The sequence below is a fragment of the Paenibacillus sp. AK002 genome (assembly GCF_053903045.1).
In genome coordinates this window covers 3949473-3971204 of record NZ_CP096377.1, presented here as the reverse complement: position 1 = coordinate 3971204, position 21732 = coordinate 3949473, and the positions used below count along the sequence as shown (strand labels likewise).

The window sequence follows — 21732 nt, the reverse complement described above, 5'->3', positions numbered from 1 at the left end:
CCAAACTTCAACCGCCTTTTGTGCGTTTTGAATAGATACAAACATTCAGTCTATAGTCGATTCGATCTTAAGAGCTCGCCCTTCGGGTATATGCGCGGGCTGATCATGAACGATGGTTCCATCTTCTAGATGAAGCCATGTTTCAAAGCTCCGCTGGCCTTCCGTTAATTGGATCACCCTTGCTCCGGGTTGAAATGGTCGATCCAGATAAGCATTGCGGGACGTACGACCATAACAAAGACGGATTCCATGCAGCGTCCCCCAGAAATCGTTCCCATGGTCATGGCCAACAAAAGTTCCCATGATATCGCCCATTTCCAGCATGGCCGCAAAAAATCCGGTGTTGATGAGCGGTGCGCAGCAATAGGCGTCTAACTTCTGTCCGTAACAGACCGAGAAATCCCAGATGTCCTTATACTCCGGCAGAGGAATATGAAAGAAGCCGAGTGAAGGGAGGGGCTCACCTCCGTTTCGAGCGGTCAGACGATGAGACGCTTCCGTATACCATGCGATCTGACTTCGGCGTATCCAGTCATAGAATCCAACCCGCAGATGCTCAAGCGGTGAGTAGCTCCCCGAATCCAGAAAAAACAAGGCGGCAGCTGGCTGGTGAAGCCCGTCCAGAATTTCAAGCACATAATTGCCTACCCCATGGACATTCGGCGGATCGGGCTGTGCATAACAGTACCGATGTGATAGCTGGAGATAGTGCAGCTGCTCACGTGTCATTTCAGCAGCTTCGGAATCATGATTGCCGAACACGGCCGCCCATGGAATTTGCATTTCTTCGGGGACCGATACCGCATCTTTAAAAGCTTGAACGGGATTCGGACTTTTATTGCTTGCAATGACATCCCCGGTATAAATCACCAAATCCGGCTGCTCCTTCTCCAGTATTCTCTTCATCATGGCCTTCATCTGTAGTTCTTCCTCATCCGGTTCACAAAACTCCGTATCGGTAAACTGTACGATCTTAAACGTGCCATTCGACTTAAAATGCAATGACTTTCTCATTTCGGCCAACACCCCTTATTCATTCAACCATCCGCCCGGATCTTCATATGAACCATGACAGCGATTACGCCCCTAGCATAATGAGTCTGGTTGAAGCTGTCAATCGCCATTTGAAAGAAAATGGGTTTCTAGTAAAAGAAGCATTATTTGAAACAACTGAAATTGTAATACTTGAGGTTTGTTTCGTAATTGCAATAAAAAAATCCCATCGTCTGAATCTGGATGGGATTTTATTATAGAAGGTTTGAATGGACTAATAGAGGGTTATGCCTTGCCTTCTGCCTTACGGATGCTCCGTGAGACTGGATAAAGGGACGGTCATTTCCTGCTCCGAGTTGCCGATCGGATAGACCCGGGCGGTTTCATCCTCATTCACGTGCTGGATATAGATGGGAGTATCCTGATAAGTTACATGTTTCATAATGGCCGATTCCGAAATTTCAATCGCTCTTTGTTTGTTCATGACAATTCTCCTTATTCCGAAAGGTCATCTAATGGATCAGCCTGCCGGTTAGCGGCTTTTTTGATTTCCCGGTCCAATTTCGGCGTTCCTTGAATTTCTTCGGCAGCCTCCATTTGATGATTGAGCTGCTGCTCGACTTGTCCGATCCCATGTGCTTCCTGCTGTTGTTTGCTCTTTGCCAAAATGATCCCTCCATGTGATGATATATCCATTGTAAAAAGCTTCATTACTACAATGCACCAATATGTATGAACCTATGCAAATTTATATAATTTCGGGAACTTTCATCGACTGTACGGAGTCTGTTTTGGTGAGGGGGGAGAACTGCTTTGAAGGAAATGCAGATGCAGCATTCCGCGGAGCTGAAAACTTCGGACATTCGGATGCTTATGGAATCCTACGGGGAGGACGTCTGGAACTATGCTTACGTCATAACTAGAAACACGCACACGGCGGATGATGTCGCGCAGGATGTGTTTATTAAAGCCTATCAACATTTTGCTTCCTTTCGGGGGGAGGCTTCCGTCAAGACCTGGCTTTTGAAAATCACGCGCAACACCGCGCTTTCCTATCTGAAGCGAGCGTTCCTGCGCAGAGTGGTGCTGATGGGCGAGCAATCTCCCGGCACCGGGCAGAAGGGGACCATGCGGACCCCGATTTCGCCATCAGCCGAAGCGGAATATTTGGAACGGGCAGAGGCCGATGAATTGTGGAAGCAGGTACTGAAACTGCCAGCTAAATTTCGAGATCCGCTTGTGCTTAGTCTGCATCATCAGCTATCCATAGATGAAATATCCGCCATTACAGGCCTTTCGCCAGGCACGGTAAAGTCCAGAATATACAGGGCCAAACAGAAGGTGGCCGCCGCATGGAAAGGAGCGATCGGGGATGAATGATTGGAGACCGGATTGGAATCGAAGGCTGGCTGATCCGCCATATAAGAACCAGCGTTTCCGGACGGATATGATGGAGGCTGTGGAGGAACGTCTTCAGGCTGTTGAAAAGAAACGATTCCGCAGGGATTGGAACCGAGCTATCGGTGCCTTTGTTCCCGTATTGCTGCTCTTGTTCGGGGTTGGAATCTGGTTCGGTTACCAGGCTGTACCTAACGCTAATACGGTAAGCCCAGGTCCGGTTGTACCAAAGGGCGGGACGTTCCAATCCAGCTTCGTATCCGGGTCAGGAGGCGATTTCGATTGGTGGAACCTTGCGGATCGTGAAGTCTCGCAGGAGAGCGACCGTACGATCTTGAAGCTGGCAACAGCGCTTTTAAAGCGGGAGATAGGCATCTGGGGCGGCCCGACGCCGGACATCTGGGAGCATCCCGAGGTGAAATGGCCGCTCGAACGCTATGATGTATCCAGTCCCTGGGTATATGAAATATACGTAAACGAGATTACGACAGATGCTGAACAAACGGTATACAAGCTCCGTCTGCTGCTCCGGGATTCGATTCCGATGGTGTATGAGGAAACGATAGATGTCACGATTCGTAATGATACTCACCAAATCTCGCAAATCCAACTAATAAGCACTGACGAAACGGGAACGCCACGGGACGATTTCGAGGCTGGAGACGAACAAGGAACAACCGTTACTTTAAAGGAAGATGCAGCCTTGGATCTGAAGATTACGGGTACTCTGTTCAAGGAGGCAGGAACCATTCGTTCGGTCAATGTGCAATATGGCGACACGGAACGAACCTTTGCAGATTGGAGCAGCGTGAGTAACGAATCCTATTATCCGGAAACCGCGATACTGTCCGCAAACAGCAGCGGGAAGGAGAAGGATATATTGGCAATCGTTTTGACAACCGATTACGGAACAGGGATGCGCGAATCCGCATTGAAACTTCTTACCGACGATCTCATCGAAGTGAAGGCAGCCGACCCGGTGCTTGCGGCACAATCCAGACTAAGCTACCATATGACGGCGGAAGACGGGAAAAGGATATTTCAACTTACGTTGAGCGGCGTAACCCGCAGCTTTGAATACAATGAGGAGGACGCCGGGTTTTGGCTGGACCAGCCCGCGCTTGGCAGCATTGTCAGGTATTCCGTGGAAGAAAACACCCTCTATGCTTCGGTGCCGATCCAGGTATCGCCGGGCAACTTCCCGGCAGAGGTCCGGCTGCGCTACGAATACGACGGGACCGCCTTTCTTGTGGCGGAGGCAACAGTAGAGGAGATGTAAGAATGACGCAAAAAGCGGGAACCATCATGATTGTCAGGCTGACAGGGAAAAGAGGAAACTAAAAAGCCGCTTTAAGCGGCTTTTTTAGTTTTCATTATTCGGGTTCAAGGTTTTATTAGCTGGCGTGTCCCTTTACGACAGTCTGCCAATGTTTGTTTGACCCGGATGGGATTCGGCAAAAGGCTAACTCATTCAGTTCCGAAAAAACTCAACCTGATCGATATCTGCCCACTGGGAAGAGGAGGAGTTCGACACGTAAAACCCGATCGTTGCCTTGCCCGCCGTCACTTGAATATTCGAGATCGTGACAGGCGTCCACGCCGTCGTTACCGGGCAGCCCGTTTGGCGCATCCCGCCGCCATAGTCCTTCACTTCCATGACGCAGCTGTTCTGGCCTCCGCTGCTTCGCATGCGGGCCCGCATCGTATACGTACCGTTATCGAGACCGGTAATGGTCTGGCCGACATACGCGGTTGCAGGCCCGCTGATGCCCGCAAGTCCAACAAAGTATGAGCCTTCCGCGGCGGGAAGCCCGACGCCGTCATTGGCTCCGTGAATCAGAATGCGGTTCGGGTAATCGTCGCCGTACGTGGTCCAGCCAGCTACGTTCGCCGTTTCAAAGCCGGGGTTGTTAACGAGATTTGTCTGCGAAGGAGTAACGGTATAGCCAAAGCGCAGATAGATTCCGCTAACCGGATCAGTCGCGCTCGTCACGGCTGCGACGCGGGTCGAATCGACGGTCATCAGGGAATTCCAATTGGAAGACTTCGTATCGGATACCGGAAAAACGTTGGTTTTGTACTGCCATGTCGCGCCGTTGTCGGAACTGATCATGGTAAACATCGAAGTGTAGGGATCTCCTGTATTGGCGCTGCTCTCATCGGTTTGGAATGCGGTCATCAGACGGCCGTCGGGAAGTGTTACGACAAAGGGAGCGCCGGCTTTTTTGCCGTTGCCGACCGGCACGTACAGCGTTTGGCGTGGAACCGACCAGTTCAAGCCGTCCGGGGATATTTTATATTTAATGACAAAAGGGTGGCCTGCAACGTCCGACGCTTCGAATACGGTCATATAGCGGCCGTCTTGCATCCGCGTGATGACCGGCATGCCATCGCGAGAACCGGCGGCAACGCCGTCGCTGACCGTAATCCGGCTGCCCCAGCCGCTTCCGTTCCACGTTTTCATGTACAAATTTTGCCGCCCGGTCGTACCTACCGTCGCCGGACTGTCATCTGCATAAAGAACGGCGATCGTGCCGTTAATCATTTCCAAATGCGGCTCCCATAGACCTTTAAAACTGGAGGCGGTTGAACTTCCGATCAAGCCTCCCGGCAAATCGCTCCAAGTATACCCGCCGTCGACGCTCCGCCGGACGTTTAGCTGGATATCATAGGTCGAGCCGCTCTGCACGACATGACGGTAGGCTAACCAAATTTCACCGCTCGGCAGCCTCAACATTTGTCCGTTACCCACATTGCCGGCGCTGCTTGAAACGGCCGTAACCGGATTGCTCCAAGTGTAGCCGCCGTCCTGCGTACGGGAAACCACGATACGGGTGTTCCCTCCGCCGGCGTTGGTGTCAAACGATACGAGCCATTCGCTCGGCGTTAGTTTGAGCAGCCGAGGATACCATACGCCTCCTGAAGGCGGCGTATAGACAGCAATCTTCTGCGAAGCCCATGCCATACCGGATGAGGCCGCATGAGCCGGCGACAACGGAAACGACGTTAAAGCAAGCGCAAGCATCACGATAAAGGCAAGCGGTTTCTTCCAAAAGCGTTTGTTCCGTTCCATAAGCAACAATCCTTCCAATCCAGATTAGAAAGCGCTTTCTAAAATGGATTGTATCGCAGTTAGTATAAATTAAGATATACTAAATATATATTATTTTTCAGTTTGGACAGTCGTAAAAAGCGAGGTATGACATGGAGCATCCATTATATAAACAAATACAGAACGATATACGGCGCAGTATTCAGAGCGGCGAGCTTCCGGCAGGTGCCTTGGTACCGTCGGAGAAGGAGCTGGCGCAGCGGTACGGCGTAAGCCAGATCACATCCAAAAACGCGCTCAACGGTTTGGTGGAGGAAGGTTTACTGGTTCGTTACCGGGGAAAAGGCACCTTTGTCCGGGAGCAGGGTTCTTCGGAAGTGCAGCAGCCCGGGAAGGACATGAAAAAGACGATCGCGATCATATTGCCAACGATGAAAACCAAGATCGACCAACAGCTGCTGGACGGCCTGGAGCGCTACTGCGCGGAAAGAGAATATGATCTGTTGATCCGTATCTCACGCGAATCGCAGGAGGTAGAATCCCGGGCGATCGAGCAGTTCCGGGAACGGGGAGTCGACGGCTTCTTGATATTTCCGGTCGAGCAGGAGAGCTACAATAACGCAATTTTACGCTTGTCGCTTGACCGGGTACCCCTGGTGTTGGTCGACCGTTTTTTGAAGGAAATCCGGACCTACAGCGTCAGCTCCGATAATTACGAGGGCGTACGCGAAGCTATATCCGGTTTGCTTGCGGAGGGGCACAGGCGCATTGCCTTCCTGTCGCCGGAGATTACGAATTCGGTTACGGACGAAAGAGCCAAAGGCTTCGAAGCCGCATTTCTGGAGCAGGGCTTGCCGATAGACAAAAGGTTATGGTGCTTGCTGGATTTGGTTACGATTCAGGAGGGACACGGACCGCAGGAGGTCCTTCGTTTTCTGCAGGGCTGCAGTGATGTAACCGCGGTCTTTTGCGTGAATGCGGAGCTGGCCCGCTATGCCCATTACGCCATGCGGGAAATTTGGCCGGCGACGGAGAGAAAACCGCAGCTCGCCGCCTTTGACGATCCGGATATTGAAGACATTCCTTATATCCGGCAGCAACCGGACGAAGTATCCCGGCGTGCCGTCGATCTGCTGTCGGAACAGCTGGCCGGCAAGCACGAGCCACGAAGGGAGGTCGTCCCGGTCCAATGGGTTTGGCCGGAATGATCTGTTCCTCAAGAATCCTTGCTAGAACTATAAGCGAAATATTCTCATGAAAACGGTCTGAACTTCGTTCAGGCCGTTTTTTCTTTTCCATATTTTTAAGGCAAAGCGCTGCTCTGTTCAGTTTTTTTATTTACAATTCGAAAGTTATATTATAATAATATACTAAATATACTATTTACAATATAAAGGTTGTGATGCGCGTTGAAATCGTTGCCGCTATACAAAAAAATCCAGGAAGACATCAAGCGGCTGATCGCCATCGGCAAGCTGCGGGAAGGAGACCGGGTCCCTTCCGAGAAGGAATTGTCCGAACGTTATCGCGTCAGTCAAATTACAAGCAAGAACGCGCTGGTCGGACTCATGGAGGAAGGCTTGCTCGTCCGGATCCAGGGCAAGGGTACCTTCGTGATGAGCAGGCCGGAGAACGCTTCGGCACTCGATCAGTTGGGCGAATGGTCGGAAGGTCCGGGCAGAAGCGGGCGGATCGGCCTCGTACTGCCCACGATGAAAACGAAAGTGGACCAGCGATTCTTGGACAACATCGAGAAATATGCGACCGCCGCCGGCTTTGAACTGATGCTGAGAATTACGCGAGAATCCCAGCTCGAGGAGTCCAAGGTCATCTCGTCCTTCCTGAACCAGGGAGTGGACGGCATCATCATTTTTCCGGTTGAAAACGAGACATACAATGATTCGATTTTAAGACTGTCGCTGGACCGTTTCCCTTTTGTCCTGATCGACCGGTTTTTGAAGGAAATCAAGACGTACAGCGTAAGCTCGGACAACGTAAACGGTACCAAGGAAGCCGTAGAGTATTTAATTAACAATGGCCATTCGTCCATCGCGTTCATCTCACCGGAGATTACGAATACCGTGACGGACGAGAGAGCCCATGGGTTCGAGCAGGCTTTTCTGGAACGCGGGATGTCGATCGACAAAAGCTTATGGTGCCTAATCCCGTTAGAGGAGATCGCCTCGGGCAACTCCGTCGATAAAATCAGGGAGTTTTTAGACGGCAATCCCGAAATTACCGGCATCGTTACGGCCAATACGGAGCTTTGCCGAAGTGTTTATAAAGCGGCGGTTGCATCCCGAAAGCACGTACCGGAGGATCTCGAGCTGATTACGTTCGATCCGCCTGATTTGCCGCACGTGCCGTTTATCCGCCAAAACGAGGAGGAAATGTGCCGCCTGACCGTGGAACTGCTGATCGAGCAAATTGAAGGCGCCTTTGAGGCGAGAAGGGTTATGGTGCCGGTCATGCTGGTAAAAGAATGAAAGGTTCATCCGCGAAGCCGATGAAAAACCATTTATTTTATAACAAATATAGTATATAAAATTATAATAATATAAGTTATTATGATTCCGTAAAGCGCTTACAACAAATTCATTTTTTAAAAGAAGAGGGGGATCGCATGAAAACGAAGAGCAAATTTGCAGGTATGGTGATGCTGCTGCTGGTGTTCGCGTTATCCGCTTGCAGCGGGGGCAGCAATGGAACAAACGGAGGGGCTTCTTCAAGCAACCCGGACGCGACAAAGCCAAGTCAGGAAGCCTCCACTGGTACGGACCAGAAGGAACCCGTCACGATTGAGTTTATGGGACACGGCAATCCGAACGAAAAAAAGATTTTCGAAAAGCTGATCGCTTCCTTCGAGGAGAAATATCCGCACGTTACCGTTAAATACACTTCGGTGCCGCCGGGTGAATACTCGCAAAAGATGACGACGCTGATCAGTTCAGGCAAAGTGCCGGACGTATTCTATGTCGGCGGTCCGGAATTTTACCGTTTTGCCGAAGCCGGCACCCTTCTCAACATCCAGTCTTACCTGGATCAAACGTCGCTCTTTAATTCCGATAACGTATGGAAGCAGGCAATGGATCGCTATCGCTACGATGGAAGCAAGGTAGGAGCTGGTGACTTGTATGGGTTGCCAAAGGATGTAGGTCCGTGGGCTTTTGTCTACAATAAAGATTTGTTTGACAAAGCGAATGTGCCGTATCCTTCGGCCAAAGCCGGGGAATGGACTTGGAATGATATGCTGGAAGCAGCCAAAAAGCTGACGGTCGACAGTAACGGCGACGGAAAGCCAGATCAGTACGGAGTAGGCGCATACAGCCTGGAGTCTGCGGTATGGGCGAACGGTGGAGAATTTATCGACTACGAAACCGGAACGGTAAAAGTGAACGAGCCTGCATTTTACGAGGCGATGCAATTTGTGGCCGACCTGAACCAGAAGCATAAGGTCAGCCCGAATCAGGAAGCCGAGCAAGCGATGAATGCATATACCCGCTTTATTAACGGTCAGCTTGGCATGTTCGCGATGGGCCCATGGGATCAACCTGCATTCTGGGAGCTTCCTTTTGGCTGGGATATTGCGGCGTGGCCGGCAAGCCCGCACACGGGACAGACGGCAACCTGGCTTGGCTCGATGGGATTTGCCGTATCCGCGAAATCCAAGCACCCGCAGGAAGCCTTCGACTTGGCGGCATTCCTGTCTTTGGATGAGCAAGGGCAGCGAGAAAACTACCAGCTTGGCCAAGCGGTTCCCAACTTGATCAACATGGCAGAAGGCGAATTTAAGGAAATGGACAAAGGACCGCAGACGCGCCAAGTCTTTCTGGACATTATCCAAGATTACGGTCGTCCTAACGTCATAGCCTTCTCAAAGGACACGCAATGGTACGATACGTTTAATCAGAACGCATACAAAGTTTGGAACGGTGAGATGTCAGCGAAAGACTTTACGGCGCAGATCCAGCCGAAGATGCAGGAACTGTACGACAAAGGCAATAAATAATGAAGCAGGCGGGGCGCCAGCCATAAATATTGGCGCCTCCGGCCATACCGAAACGTCCTGTCAATCGAATACTGGCGAAGGTGGAATGGAATATGGGTACCAAGCTTGGCGGGTATCGCAGAAGAGAACTGGCATGGTTGTATTTGTTCGTCGCTCCGCCGGTTCTCGGGTTTCTTTTGTTCGGCCTTGTGCCGATCTTGTTCTCGATATATATCAGCTTTCACAAATGGGATATGTTGTCCGACCCGCAGTGGATGGGACTCTCTAATTATAAAGAGCTCCTTAGCGATGAAAAAGTGTTTAAATCGATGTACAACACGGTGTTTCTAATGATCGGCATTCCGATCGGCATGGTGCTGTCGCTCTTGCTGGCGATTTTGATGAACCGCAAATTCGCGGGCATCTCGTTCATGCGGACGATCTATTACCTTCCGGTCATCTCGCCGATTATCGCGGTATCACTGTTGTGGCAGTGGATATTGAATCAGGATTACGGGCTGCTGAACAACTTCCTATGGGAGGTGTTTGGGATAACCGGGCCTAACTGGCTGGGCAAGCCGGAGTGGGTGAAGCCTTCCCTCATCCTGATCGGGCTGTGGGGCGGAATCGGCGGAAATATGGTGCTGTATCTCGCGGGACTGCAATCAATCTCCTCATCGTATTATGAGGCTGCGGAAATCGATGGCGCCGGGGCATGGCACAAGCTGACGCGAATTACGATTCCACTGCTCACGCCGATCCATTTTTTCGTCATCGTTATGGGCCTCATAGGCGCATTCCAGTCGTTTAGCCAAATTTACGTGCTGGCGGTAGACGGCGGACCGGAATACAGTGGCGCCACGGTGGTCTATTATATTTTCCAGCATGCGTTCCAGTACTTTAACATGGGTTATGCCAGCGCGGTTGCCTGGGTTCTGGGCATTATTATCTTTATCGTCACGCTGGTTCAATTCAAGCTATCCAATCGATGGGTTTACCAAGACTAGGGGGGAAATCTGTGAATCGAAAAAAAATGACGGACCTCTGGTCATTGCTGTTGCTGCTTTGCGGTTCGATCTTTATGATCGCACCGTTCATATGGACGATCTCGACTTCGTTAAAGGATAAGCGAAACGTATTCGAAATTCCTCCTGTGTGGATCCCGGATCCGATTTCGTTCAGCAACTATACAAAGGTGTGGCAGGAATCGCCCTTACTTCACGGATTCATGAACAGCTTGATCATCGTGGTGATTGTTCTGACCATCGGCATGCTGGTATCCGCGATGTCGGCTTATGCATTCGGTAAATTCCAGTTTCCATACAAGGGCGTCCTGTTCATGGGATTGCTCGGAACGATGATGATTCCATATTCGGTCGTGATGATTCCGCAGTATGTTGGTTTTTCCAGGCTCGATTGGGTGGACACCCTGCTGCCGCTCATCGTCCCGGGTCTGTTCGGCAACATCGTCGTCATTTTTTTCATACGGCAATATCTGCAAAGCGCGATGCCGACCGAATTGATCGAAGCGGCGAAGATCGACGGCTGCAGCTTTCCGGGCATCTTCTTCAAGATCGCGCTGCCGATCATGAAGCCGGCGCTCGCCGCCCAAGCCGCCCTCGGCTTTATGGGCATCTGGAACGATTTTCTCGGCCCGCTGATTTACCTGCATACGCCCGAGAAGCAAACGATTCAAGTACTGATTGCTTCCATGCAGGCGATGTACATCGGCCAGTCGGATTATCCGATGATCATGGCCGCAGCCATCATTGCCATGGTGCCGGTGATTATCGTGTTCTTTTTCTGCCAAAGGTACTTTATCGAATCGATGGCAATCAGCGGAATCAAGGGGTGAGGCGCATGCCGATAAGAATGCAGCGCCTGTCAAAAATCGCATGTTGTATCGGAACGTTAGGTTTAGCGGCCGGATTGGCATTGTCGGGATGCGATACAATCACGAAACCGGAGGCGGTCGATATGGAAATATACAATGAAATGTATGCCAATCCCTTTCCGTCGTTGGAGGAAGAATGGGAGGATTACGGCAACGGGGATCCGTATGTGCTGCGGCATGACGGCCGCTATTATCTGTATGTGAGCACGAAGGATCATCGGACGGGAATCAAGGCTTGGGTGTCGGATAATCTGGTCGATTGGAGCTATGCGGGTCTTGTAACGGAAGATCCCGTATCGACCGGGGCCTATGCCCCCGAAGTGATCTACTCGAACGGGTGGTTCTATCTATACACTTCTCCTGCGGGAAGGGGACATTACGTGTTCCGAAGCGAATCGCCGACAGGCCCGTTCGAAAGAATCTCCGAGAACGTCGGGATGAGCATCGACGGCTCGGTGTTTATCGACGATGACGGCACCTGGCTGTTTACCCATGCTGGGACGTCGGGCATTGTCGGCGTTCCGATGGAAGGACCCGCCGAATTCAGCGTCGGTCAGACGATTCCCGGGCCCTATCTGGGGCATTGGACGGAAGGATCCATGATCATCAAGCGGAACGGTACCTATTACATGACATATACCGGCAATCATGTATTCAGCAAAGGCTACCGCATTCATTATGCCGTGTCGCATGATTCGCCGCTAGGCCCATACAGCATTCCGGCCAACAATCCGCTCGTCATCAGCACCAAGCCGGACTTTTACGGGCTCGGCCACAGTTCGACGGTGATGGGACCCGATCTGGATTCCTATTATCTTGTCTATCATAACTTGACGGGAAGATCCCAGGAAGGCCCGCCAGTCCGTCGCATGAACATCGACCGTCTGGTATTCAACGGAGACAAGATGGAGATTCTGGGTCCTACGAATTACGATCAGCCTATCCCGAGAGGGCCCGTCTTTGCCGATAGGCTGGACGCAGATGCCATTGATGAGAACCGGTGGGAAGCGGCGAAATCGGAAGAAGGCGGTCGAATCATCAGCAAGGCGAGCACGGATCGCATCTATACGGCGGAATATAACCTGGTGCCGTCGAAGACGCGGGTCGCCGCATTGTTTGCCTATGAGGAGGCCAACCGTTTTGGGTTCGCCGAAATCGATCCTGAACTAAACCGGCTATCCTTGGGCAGGATGGACGATGGCAACCGTAAAGTGCTCGGCACCGCGGAGCTTCCGGAAGATTCGGATTGGTCGAAACTGCACACGATTCGTATCGAACGAGGGAACGAGCGGCTTCGCATTTACCTGGACGGTATTCTGAAGCTGGATGAATCGGCGGAACCGTTCGGACCTGGCCATATCGGGTATCAGTACGATGAAGGCGCTCCGGGATTGTCGTATACCGCATTCTCGAATCAAGCCGACGGCAGCAGTGACTTCGAAACGGCCAAGCCGCTTCCCGGAAGCATGGAAGCCGTGCATTATCTTAGCGGCGAAGGCAGAGGATATGCGGTCCGCCAACCGACGGAAGCCGCCGTTTGGCGTCAATCGGACGGAACCGAGATCCGGCAGGCGGAGGATGGGAGCTATTCGGCTGCGCTTACGGAAAAAGGCGACTGGCTGCGTTATGCAGTCAACGTTTCGGAATCCGGCACCTATGCGCTGGACTTGTCGGTCAAGGCTGACGCTGGGCCGGCAACCTTTAAGCTGCTCGTGGACGATCAAAAAGCCGGAAGCTTTAAAGTTGACAGCAGTCATGACGCCAGCAGCGAGCCTTGGATTAAAATTCGGGTTGGATCTCTAAAGCTAGAAAAAGGATTACATAGCCTTGCGATTCAACTGGACAACGGGCAGCTGGAGTGGAAAACGATGGATTTCGAGCTGGTCGACGAACAAACGTTCAAAGTAGAACGTCTGCTGGAACAAGCAAGCTCAGAGGATGTTCACGGACCATGGATCGAAACCGCCGGCAGTTATGCCGGAGCAGCCGATGCCGATGCCAAGATGTACGGAGGCAGCCGCCTTTGGTCCAACTACCGCATCAGGACGACCGTAACGCTGGGCGATGATCCGTCCGGTCAAGCGGGCGTACTCTTCCGGGTGACAAACGAGTCGGATTTCAGGGATCAAGTGAGCGATTCGCTGATGGGATATTTTCTCGCGGTTACCGCCACGAAACTTGAACTGTACAAACATAATTACGATTCCGAGCTGCTTCAAAGCATCAAAATGGAGCTGGAACGGAACAAGCCCGTCAGCTTGCGCATAGAAGCAGTTCACGGCACGATCCGCGTCTTCGTAGAGGATGGAGAAGAGCCTGTCCTGACGTATGACGATCCCCAGGCCTTCATGCAGGGGAGGGTCGGCATTCGATCGGTTCATGCCGAACAGATCGGGCTTGGCGATTTAACGGTAGAATCCATAGGAACCAAATAGAAACGATAAACTAACAGAAGATGGAGAGTGGAACATAATGTCTAGCTCGCACAAATATATAAAGGACTATCCCAGACCTCAATTGGTACGCGAGGAATGGGTAAATCTGAACGGGGAATGGGATTTTCGCTTCGACGATGCTCTGGAAGGAGAAAGCGCCAAATGGTACGAACGCCTTCAGGCTGACCGTAAAATCACGGTGCCTTTTGCATATGAAACGAAAGCAAGCGGCATCGAGGATGAAACATTTCATCCTTGCGTATGGTATGAACGAAGTGTAGCCGTACCTGCGGAGGTAGAAGGCAAACGGATCATTTTGCATTTTCAAGCGGTCGATTACGCGGCGACCCTGTGGGTCAACGGCAGCAAAATCGGCATGCATGAAGGCGGATACGCGGCCTTTTCCTTCGACATTACGGAAGCAGTCGAGTATGGACGCGAGAACAGGATTACCGTACAAGTCGTGGACGGCAACAGCTGCACGCAGCCGCGCGGCAAGCAGCGATGGATGAAGGACAACTTCGGGTGCTGGTACGTGCAGACGACTGGAATATGGCAAACCGTATGGATGGAATACGTGAATCCGATTCACATCAGCCGGGTGAAGATAACGCCGGAACTGGAACGCGGGTCGGCGAATTTCGGTTATGAACTGGGCAATGCCGCGCACGGCTACGACGGGTTAACCCTCCAGACCATCATCCGGTTTGACGGGAAGCTGATCCGTTCGAGTGAAACGAGCGTGGAACGCGGAACGGTAACGGTCGATGTGAGCGTCGTAAACGAAGCTGTGGGCGAATGGAAAGTCAAGCCGTGGCATCCGAACCATCCGAATTTATACGACGTCGAGATGATCCTGAAGCAAAACGGAAAGCCGATCGACATCGCTTATTCTTATTTCGGCATGCGGAGCATTCGGATCGCGGGGGATCAAATCATCTTGAACCATACGCCGATTTATCAGCGTCTGCTGTTGGATCAAGGATACTGGAACGATACGCATCTGACGCCTCCGTCGGAGGAAGCGCTGCTGGAAGACATCGACAAAACGATTGCACTCGGCTTTAACGGCGTGCGCAAGCATCAGAAGCTGGAGGATCCCCGTTATTTATATTGGTGTGACCGCAAAGGATTGTTGGTGTGGTCGGAAATGCCGTCGACTTACGAATTCGGAGACGATGCGGTCGAGCGGTTCACGCAAGAGTGGATGGACGTCGTCCGGCAGCATTACAACCACCCCTCTATCATCACCTGGGTACCGTTCAACGAGTCTTGGGGAATTTCCGATATATCGACCAATCGCAAGCAGCAGCAATTTACGGAATCAATCTATCATCTGACCAAGGCTTTCGACCAGATGCGGCCAGTGATCGTGAACGACGGCTGGGAGCATACCGTTTCGGATATCATTACGCTCCATGATTATGAAGAAATCGGTGCTATGCTGGAAGAGCGGTATCGGGACAAGGATGCGCTGTTAGGCAACCAAATCGCGCATAATACACATCGTTATCCATTCGCGCAGGGTTACGGCTATCGAGGCCAGCCCGTCATCATCAGCGAATACGGCGGCATCGCTTTTACAAGCGAAGAGGGCTGGGGCTACGGCAATCAGGTTCGCAGCGAGGATGAATTCATGAAACGGTACGAAGGAATCACACAAGCGATCAAGAATTTGCCTTATGTGTGCGGATTCTGTTATACGCAAATTACGGACGTGCAGCAGGAAGTGAACGGCTTGCTGACGGAAGACCGCAAACCGAAAGTAAGCGTAGAAGCGATCCGAAGCATCAATCTGGCATGATTCTCAGTCTGAGACGTATTCGGTTACCCGCGCAACATTGTAAAAACTCACCCAAGGGTGAGTTTTTTTGTTACGTGTACAAAGAAAATACAGACCCATCTTTTGGATGCTAACCGTAAGTTCGATCGATCGTGCAAACATAATCCGCCATACAAGAGAATGTTGGAACGGGACATTTTTTGCGGTTTTCCTGCAAAACAAGAAATGACCCAAAAGATACTGTTCTAACCTTGTGGCTCTGTCAGGTATAGGGGACCTCGCGCTGGATTAAGTCCCATGCGCGGATCGGACATATTTTTCCTAACGCGTTCATGCAATAATTGTCCCTGTTCTGCTGCCCTCAGCTTCATTATGGTAGACATACACCACAAGCAAAGGAGGGAATGCGGATGAAATGGTGGTCAACGAACCGTCTTCGATTGATTCAAAATAATCTTCGCGAGACGGACGCCGATATGGATGTGGATCTTTTGATTCGCGAGCTCAAGTCGTTCCAAGCGAATGTGCTCATGATGAATGCCGGGGGCATATTTGCGTTCTATCCATCATCGCTTATGCATCAATATGTAACGCCTTATTTAACCAAAGACCTTCTGGGGGAAGCGGTAGAAAAAGCCCATGCCAATGGAATGCGATTTATTGCACGGTTCGATTTCAGTAAAGCGCATGAATCGTTGTGGATGCGGTATCCCGAATGGTTTTACCGGGACCGGGAGGGGAGGGAGGTCAATTATCACGGCATCGTTCATACGTGCCTGAATGGAGCCTATCAGCAGGTGAAGTCGCTGGAGAGCATTCAAGAAGTACTGGAGCGTTATCCGGTGGATGGGATTTTCTTCAATATGTTCGGCTACCAGCATTGGGATTACAGCGGAAATTTCTATGGACCTTGCTATTGCCCAAACTGCCGCTTGCGGTTTCGCGAAGTGACCGGTGAAGATTTGCTGGCGTATACCGGGCCCGAACATCCCATGCACGAGCTGTACCGGTCCTTCCAGGAACGGACGTCAAGGGAAGTGTTGGAGCGCATTCACGGATTCGTGAAATCGCTGCGACCCGATGTAGCCATTAGCACGTATCACCCACACCGGGTCGATATCGTCCGCAAGGAATCGAATACGTCGCTGACAAGGTGCAGCCCGCCTTGGCTGTATTCAGCCTCGGAGAATGTCGCGTCCATACAAGACAGCTGGAATGACAAGCTGATCAGCAACTGCAGCATTAACGCTATAGACCTGACCTACCGATTCACAGGAGTATCCGAGAATGAAAATGCGATCCGTTTATATCAAAGCATCGGAAGCGGATCGGGGCTGGATTTCTGCATCATCGGGGCATTTGAAGGATATCCGGACCGGGCAAGCTTCGAAACGGTAAAGGAGATTTTCCGATACCATGCGGAGCACGAAGAGCTCTTCGGACAGCTCGGTTCCATGGCCGAAGTGGTGCTCGTCAAGCCAGCGGCCCCCGAAGCGGCAGCGGAGTATCACGGTATGTTCAAAATGTTAAAGGAAGAGCACGTCCTCTTTGACGTGGTGATGGAAGAACAGCTGGTGGCTATGGAGTCCAAACTATTGCTTATGCGAGCGGTTATTCTTCCCGGCGTTCAGGGATTGTCGGTGAAGGCGGCGCGAACGCTGCATCAGGCGGCGGATGCCGGCGCGGTGCTGGTCGCAACGGGAACCGCGCTAGAGCGACAGCCGGAGCTGCTTAAGGAGTGGTTTGGGGCCTCGTTCACCGGCGTGAAACAATCGAAACCTGGCGCTTATCTGGACGTTTCGGACAAGTCGCATTTCCCCGGCGTTGCCCATGGCCGGGACTGGATCGTCGCCGGCAGAAGCTTTGCCCGCGTTGCCTTTGACCCGGATACAACCGAGTGCCGATTGCCATTCATCGAGCCTTCCACGTTCGGGCCGCCGGAGCGTGCCTACGGTCACCGCATCGGAACAGATTACGGTTTGGCGCTGAACAGGCGGGTCGGCAAGCAGGGAACTATCCGAACCGGCGTGTATATGCCTTGGAATCCCGGCGAGCTCTACTATCGCCACGGGTTCGAGGACTACAGGCAGGTAATGGCAGACGTGCTACATGACATCGTGCCGAATCGGGTTGCTGCTACGAACGCGCCCCCATGTCTAGAGTTGTTCGTTCACCGTTTGAAGGAGGGCGGATGCCTGGTCCAGCTGCTGAATCTATCCGGATATAACGGGACGACTTTTATGAATCCGCTTCCATTATATGATGTTCAGGTGGAACTGACCGTTGACCGCGTGGACGAAACCGCTGCAGCGAGTGCTTCGGATTCTTGGCCGCAAAAGTGGCGGCTGCCGAGAAACGCGGAAGCGAGGGGTAGGCTGCTCCGTGCCGATTCCGATGCGCTGGTGGAAACCTCGCAAGATCGCGTGACGGTGACGCTGCCGCAAATCGGCCGCTATGAAGCGGTTTGGCTTCAGGCCGTGCCTGTCGGCGATCGAAAGGAGTTGATCTCCAGCGATGTCAAAGCCTAAATCTGCTATACCTGCCCAAGGGGCTAACGGTGTCATCAAGCCGGGCCTAACGCTTCGCCCGGGCAGTCTCGCGTCCCGGATCGTCAAGCACCGGGTCATTTATTTACTGCTGCTGCCCGGGCTCCTCTTCTTCTTGCTGTTCAAAATCGCTCCGATGTGGGGGATGCTCCTGGCCTTTAAAGATTATAATCCGTTTCTTGGCTTTGCCGGAAGCGAATGGGCTGGATTTAAGCACTTTGCCGATCTGTTCTCTAGCTCCAACTTCTACATTATGTTGCGGAACACGTTTGCAATCAATATGATCGCGCTGATCTTCCATTTTCCGCTCCCGATCCTGCTAGCCCTGATGCTGAATGAAATCAGGCATGAGAGCTTCAAGCGCTTAAACCAGTCCATAGTTTACCTGCCGCATTTCCTGTCGTGGGTCGTCGTGGCCAGCATGACGTTCTTTCTGTTGTCGACGGACGTGGGGATCGTCAATAAACTCATCGCCGAAAGCGGCAGGGATACCGTTTCCTTTCTGTCCAATCCCAATTACTTCTGGGGACTGCTGACGGCGCAAAGCATGTGGAAGGAGGCCGGATGGGGAACGATTATCTTCCTGGCGGCCATGGCGGGCGTGGATCCCCAGCGCTACGAAGCCGCTGTCGTGGATGGGGCGGGCAGGTTCCGCCAGATCTGGCATATCACACTTCCGGCCATCCGGCCAACGATCATCATTTTGCTTATACTTCGGCTGGGCAGCATGGCCGACACTGGATTCGAGCAAATTTTACTGATGATGAATCCGCTGGTGCGCTCGGTGGCGGAGGTGTTCGATACGTACTCCTACACGCACGGCATTCTTCAAGGGAAGATCAGCATTGGGGTGACGGTCGGCATGTTCAAGGGACTGGTGGGGCTCGTCTTGATCGTGGCCGCCGACAAAATCGTAAAACGGCTTGGCCATGAAGGCATTTATTAAGCCTCCAACGGCGTCTGCCGCCTACTCATTATGCTAAACGAAAGGAGGAATTCCACGTGAGCTTCGTTATCCGAAAAAAAGGGCTAAGCTTGTTCGATTGGGTCAACTACAGTCTAATCACCATGTTCTCGGTCGCATGCTTGTTTCCGTTTCTTTACGTGTTCAGCGTTTCCTTTACGGATCCCGAGGTCTATGTTCCGCTTAAATTTTATTTGTTTCCCGAGCAGTGGTCCTTGGAGTCCTACAAATACATTCTATCTACCAACAGCTTTATGAATGCGTTTAAGAGCACCGTTTTCATTACGGTCGTCGGTACCGCGCTCAACATCGTCGTTTCCTTTACGATGGCCTATGCGCTGACGAAACGGTCCATGCCCGGCAACCGCTGGGTAATGGGGCTCGTCATCTTCACGCTGGTGTTCAGCCCGGGCATCGTGCCCAACTACTTGCTGGTCAAGGAACTAGGTCTGTTGAATTCCTACTGGTCCATGATCTGGCCGGGCCTGACCAACGCCTGGAGCTTGATCGTCATCAAAAGCTTTCTGGATTCGCTTCCATCCGAATTGGAGGATTCCGCGAAAATGGACGGCTGCTCGGATATGGGCGTGTTTTTGAGGATGATAATTCCGTTGTCGATGCCGGCGATCGCCACCTTCACCCTGTTCTTTGCGGTCGGGCATTGGAACGCCTATTTTAACGCCTTGATTTACTTATCGGATTCCAGCAAGTGGACGCTTCAGCTGTTGATTAAAACGCTGGTCATCGATTCCAATTCGGTGGCGGTGGCCCAAGCCGGGGCAAGCGACGAAAATGTGGTGCCGCAGGAGACCATACGGATGGCCTCAATTGTACTCGCGATGGTACCGATCTTGGTTGTTTATCCGTTTCTGCAAAAGCATTTTGCCAAAGGAGTCATGCTGGGATCGATTAAAGGCTGATGAAGGAAACGGCGCATCGATGCCCTCTGCATCGGATATGCGGCCGATAGGATTTAAAGCGTTATCCTGCCGCAATAGGCGGGAAGGAGATAGGACTCTGCTTCAAGAACAATAGATGGATGATGAGCATCCATAAGGAGGGGTTTACATGAAAAATACATCAAGTAAGGGAAGCTCGCAGAAATACTGGACATTCTGGCTCGCAGCCCTCATGACCGTAGTCATGCTGGCCGGATGCGGCGGCGAGAAGCCGCAGACCGCCGGGGGACCGGAAGCGGAAGACACGGACGGCAAGCCGATGACAATCAAAATGTTTGCCGGGCTCTATAACGAGATCCCCGACATGAACAATGACTATTGGAAGGAATGGGAGCGGCGCACCAACGTCAAGCTGGACGTGGAATGGGTGCCGTCGGGTGATTTGGACACGAAGCTGGATTTGCTTCTGGCTTCCGGTGATTTGCCCGAGGTCGTGGCATATCAAAACCCGATCCGCCCCACGCTGATTACGGCGATTCAGAACGGCGCGTTTTGGGATTTGACCCCGTTACTTGGGGATCTCAGCGAGTATCCGAACCTGAAAAGCAATCTCGCCCCGGATGCACTGAAATATTTGTCGGTGGAGGGGAGCATCTATGCGGTGCCGCGGTCCCGGTCCAGGATCGACGGCGGGTTGAAAATACGAGAGGACTGGTTGAAGCAGCTGGACATTCCGATTCCTACCGATTTCGACGAGTATAAAGAAGCGTTGAAGAAGATCGTCGATGCCGATATGGATGGCAACGGGAAGAAGGATACGGTAGGTCTCCTATATATCAATAACCCACCCGCATCATTCCAGGCCGGTTTCGGCGTATACAATCCGACCTATACCGATGACGGCGGGCTGATGAGTCCGTCCCTTACGCCTCAGTACGTCGAGATGGTGGAATGGCTGCGTGGTCTGTACGCAGATGGCCTAATGTCCAAGGAATACGCGGTCATGAAGGAAAGCCAGGCTGAAGAGCTCTTCAAGACGAACCGAGCCGCTTCCTATGGCCGTCCGATCTGGTGGGATCATGAATGGGAGCAGGCCATGAAAAAATCCGGTCAACCCGGCGCGAAAATCCTGAACGTGACCTTGAAGGGACCGGGCGGGGATTATGCGGTCGGTTTGGAAACCGGCGTTGCCGGCGGCTTCTATATTTCCAAGAAGGTGCCTGAAGAGAAGGTGAAGCAGCTGCTGAAATATTTTGACCAGACGGCTTCCCAGGAAATGACTGATTTTGCTTACTACGGCATCGAGGGTGTCCATTATACCGAGAAAGACGGGCAGAAGGTGCTGACGGAGCAGGGGGTCAAGGAAGTCAATACGACGAGCAAGGGTGCGGGCGTACTGGCTTATGCCAAGTGGGGCAAGGTGATTAGCGCTTCCGGCGATAAAGCCTTTAACGATGCCAAAATCAAAGAGGTGGAAAATTACGACGAGATCGGAAAAATCGACCACTATCGCGTCATCACGTCCGAGGGCTGGCGCAGCACATGGCCTAAATACAGCGACGAATATGCTTCCATGGTGACAAAGGCGATTGTCGGGCATATTCCAATGGAGGAGTTCCGCGCATACGTCGATAGGCTGAACAGCCAGCCGGACATTCAGGAAGCGTACCAACAAATGGCGGAGGCTTACAAGCAGTTCAACGGGGAGTAAGGAGAGTCTGCTCGGGCGGTCTCGCAGTCTGGAGCGAATATGCCGGAGAACGGGGAGAGAAAGCATCTT

General features: G+C 52.1%; 17 protein-coding genes. 13 read left to right on the top strand and 4 right to left on the bottom strand.

All coding sequences use genetic code 11. The features are described 5' to 3' along the window. Positions 1–45: 45 nt before the first annotated feature. The 3 genes from M1D70_RS17430 to M1D70_RS17420 all read right to left on the bottom strand — a co-directional run bounded on the left by M1D70_RS17430 (position 46) and on the right by M1D70_RS17420 (position 1659). Complete coding sequence (locus M1D70_RS17430; RefSeq protein WP_456287473.1) at positions 46–1014, bottom strand: metallophosphoesterase family protein; 969 nt, start codon at positions 1012–1014, stop codon at positions 46–48. 283 nt (positions 1015–1297) lie between these two features. Then, the gene (locus M1D70_RS17425) at positions 1298–1477 is read right to left on the bottom strand and encodes an H-type small acid-soluble spore protein (protein ID WP_009592545.1); all 180 of its coding nucleotides are present in this window, start codon (positions 1475–1477) and stop codon (positions 1298–1300) included. 11 nt (positions 1478–1488) lie between these two features. Further along, positions 1489–1659, bottom strand: coding sequence for a hypothetical protein (locus M1D70_RS17420; protein WP_162939122.1), 171 nt, complete (start codon positions 1657–1659; stop codon positions 1489–1491). Positions 1660–1806: 147 nt separating this feature from the next. On the opposite strand from M1D70_RS17420, the gene M1D70_RS17415 reads away from it, so the two are divergent. Beyond that, on the top strand, positions 1807–2373 hold the full coding sequence (locus tag M1D70_RS17415) for an RNA polymerase sigma factor (protein ID WP_456287472.1): 567 nt from the start codon (positions 1807–1809) through the stop codon (positions 2371–2373). Then, positions 2366–3670, top strand: coding sequence for a hypothetical protein (locus tag M1D70_RS17410; protein ID WP_456287471.1), 1305 nt, complete (start codon positions 2366–2368; stop codon positions 3668–3670). The genes M1D70_RS17415 and M1D70_RS17410 overlap by 8 nt, the downstream gene beginning before the upstream one ends. 192 nt (positions 3671–3862) lie before the next feature. Here M1D70_RS17410 and M1D70_RS17405 read toward each other — a convergent pair whose 3' ends face one another. Then, on the bottom strand, positions 3863–5464 hold the full coding sequence (locus tag M1D70_RS17405; RefSeq protein ID WP_456287470.1) for a sialidase family protein: 1602 nt from the start codon (positions 5462–5464) through the stop codon (positions 3863–3865). Positions 5465–5595: 131 nt separating this feature from the next. Here M1D70_RS17405 and M1D70_RS17400 point away from each other — a divergent pair, with 131 nt between their 5' ends. The 11 genes from M1D70_RS17400 to M1D70_RS17350 all read left to right on the top strand — a co-directional run bounded on the left by M1D70_RS17400 (position 5596) and on the right by M1D70_RS17350 (position 21663). Continuing rightward, entirely contained in the window at positions 5596–6651 is a 1056-nt protein-coding gene (locus M1D70_RS17400; protein ID WP_009592548.1) for a GntR family transcriptional regulator, read from the top strand. 201 nt (positions 6652–6852) lie between these two features. Further along, entirely contained in the window at positions 6853–7929 is a 1077-nt protein-coding gene (locus M1D70_RS17395) for a GntR family transcriptional regulator (RefSeq protein WP_456287469.1), read from the top strand. A 137-nt stretch (positions 7930–8066) separates the two neighbouring features. Next, positions 8067–9452, top strand: coding sequence for an ABC transporter substrate-binding protein (locus M1D70_RS17390; RefSeq protein ID WP_456287468.1), 1386 nt, complete (start codon positions 8067–8069; stop codon positions 9450–9452). A 92-nt stretch (positions 9453–9544) separates the two neighbouring features. Next, positions 9545–10438 carry an ABC transporter permease subunit gene (locus tag M1D70_RS17385; protein ID WP_433940171.1) on the top strand — a complete coding sequence of 298 codons (894 nt, stop codon included), beginning with the start codon at positions 9545–9547 and terminating at the stop codon, positions 10436–10438. Positions 10439–10464: 26 nt separating this feature from the next. Continuing rightward, entirely contained in the window at positions 10465–11286 is an 822-nt protein-coding gene (locus M1D70_RS17380) for an ABC transporter permease subunit (protein WP_441295374.1), read from the top strand. Positions 11287–11291: 5 nt separating this feature from the next. Further along, positions 11292–13760, top strand: a complete 2469-nt coding sequence (locus M1D70_RS17375) for a family 43 glycosylhydrolase (RefSeq protein ID WP_456287467.1) — start codon at positions 11292–11294, stop codon at positions 13758–13760. Between the two features lie 37 nt (positions 13761–13797). Continuing rightward, entirely contained in the window at positions 13798–15564 is a 1767-nt protein-coding gene (locus M1D70_RS17370; protein WP_456287466.1) for a glycoside hydrolase family 2 protein, read from the top strand. A gap of 389 nt (positions 15565–15953) precedes the next feature. Then, positions 15954–18071 (top strand): family 10 glycosylhydrolase, encoded by a 2118-nt coding sequence (locus M1D70_RS17365; RefSeq protein ID WP_456287465.1) that lies wholly within the window; start codon positions 15954–15956, stop codon positions 18069–18071. Then, positions 18058–19035, top strand: coding sequence for an ABC transporter permease (locus M1D70_RS17360; RefSeq protein WP_456287464.1), 978 nt, complete (start codon positions 18058–18060; stop codon positions 19033–19035). The genes M1D70_RS17365 and M1D70_RS17360 overlap by 14 nt, the downstream gene beginning before the upstream one ends. Before the next feature lie 56 nt (positions 19036–19091). Further along, positions 19092–19973 (top strand): carbohydrate ABC transporter permease, encoded by an 882-nt coding sequence (locus M1D70_RS17355; RefSeq protein WP_456287463.1) that lies wholly within the window; start codon positions 19092–19094, stop codon positions 19971–19973. Positions 19974–20121: 148 nt separating this feature from the next. Further along, positions 20122–21663, top strand: coding sequence for an extracellular solute-binding protein (locus M1D70_RS17350; protein WP_456287462.1), 1542 nt, complete (start codon positions 20122–20124; stop codon positions 21661–21663). The last annotated feature ends 69 nt before the right edge of the window (positions 21664–21732 follow it).

Excerpts from the sequence above, each read along its gene's own strand:
- M1D70_RS17385 (WP_433940171.1), top strand. The coding sequence starts at position 9,545 with ATGGGTACCAAGCTTGGCGGGTATCGCAGAAGAGAACTGGCATGGTTG.
- M1D70_RS17400 (WP_009592548.1), top strand. The coding sequence starts at position 5,596 with ATGGAGCATCCATTATATAAACAAATACAGAACGATATACGGCGCAGT.
- M1D70_RS17430 (WP_456287473.1), bottom strand. The coding sequence starts at position 1,014 with ATGAGAAAGTCATTGCATTTTAAGTCGAATGGCACGTTTAAGATCGTA.
- M1D70_RS17370 (WP_456287466.1), top strand. The coding sequence starts at position 13,798 with ATGTCTAGCTCGCACAAATATATAAAGGACTATCCCAGACCTCAATTG.
- M1D70_RS17410 (WP_456287471.1), top strand. The coding sequence starts at position 2,366 with ATGAATGATTGGAGACCGGATTGGAATCGAAGGCTGGCTGATCCGCCA.
- M1D70_RS17380 (WP_441295374.1), top strand. The coding sequence starts at position 10,465 with ATGACGGACCTCTGGTCATTGCTGTTGCTGCTTTGCGGTTCGATCTTT.
- M1D70_RS17360 (WP_456287464.1), top strand. The coding sequence starts at position 18,058 with ATGTCAAAGCCTAAATCTGCTATACCTGCCCAAGGGGCTAACGGTGTC.
- M1D70_RS17350 (WP_456287462.1), top strand. The coding sequence starts at position 20,122 with ATGAAAAATACATCAAGTAAGGGAAGCTCGCAGAAATACTGGACATTC.
- M1D70_RS17365 (WP_456287465.1), top strand. The coding sequence starts at position 15,954 with ATGAAATGGTGGTCAACGAACCGTCTTCGATTGATTCAAAATAATCTT.
- M1D70_RS17425 (WP_009592545.1), bottom strand. The coding sequence starts at position 1,477 with ATGAACAAACAAAGAGCGATTGAAATTTCGGAATCGGCCATTATGAAA.
- M1D70_RS17405 (WP_456287470.1), bottom strand. The coding sequence starts at position 5,464 with ATGGAACGGAACAAACGCTTTTGGAAGAAACCGCTTGCCTTTATCGTG.
- M1D70_RS17390 (WP_456287468.1), top strand. The coding sequence starts at position 8,067 with ATGAAAACGAAGAGCAAATTTGCAGGTATGGTGATGCTGCTGCTGGTG.
- M1D70_RS17375 (WP_456287467.1), top strand. The coding sequence starts at position 11,292 with ATGCCGATAAGAATGCAGCGCCTGTCAAAAATCGCATGTTGTATCGGA.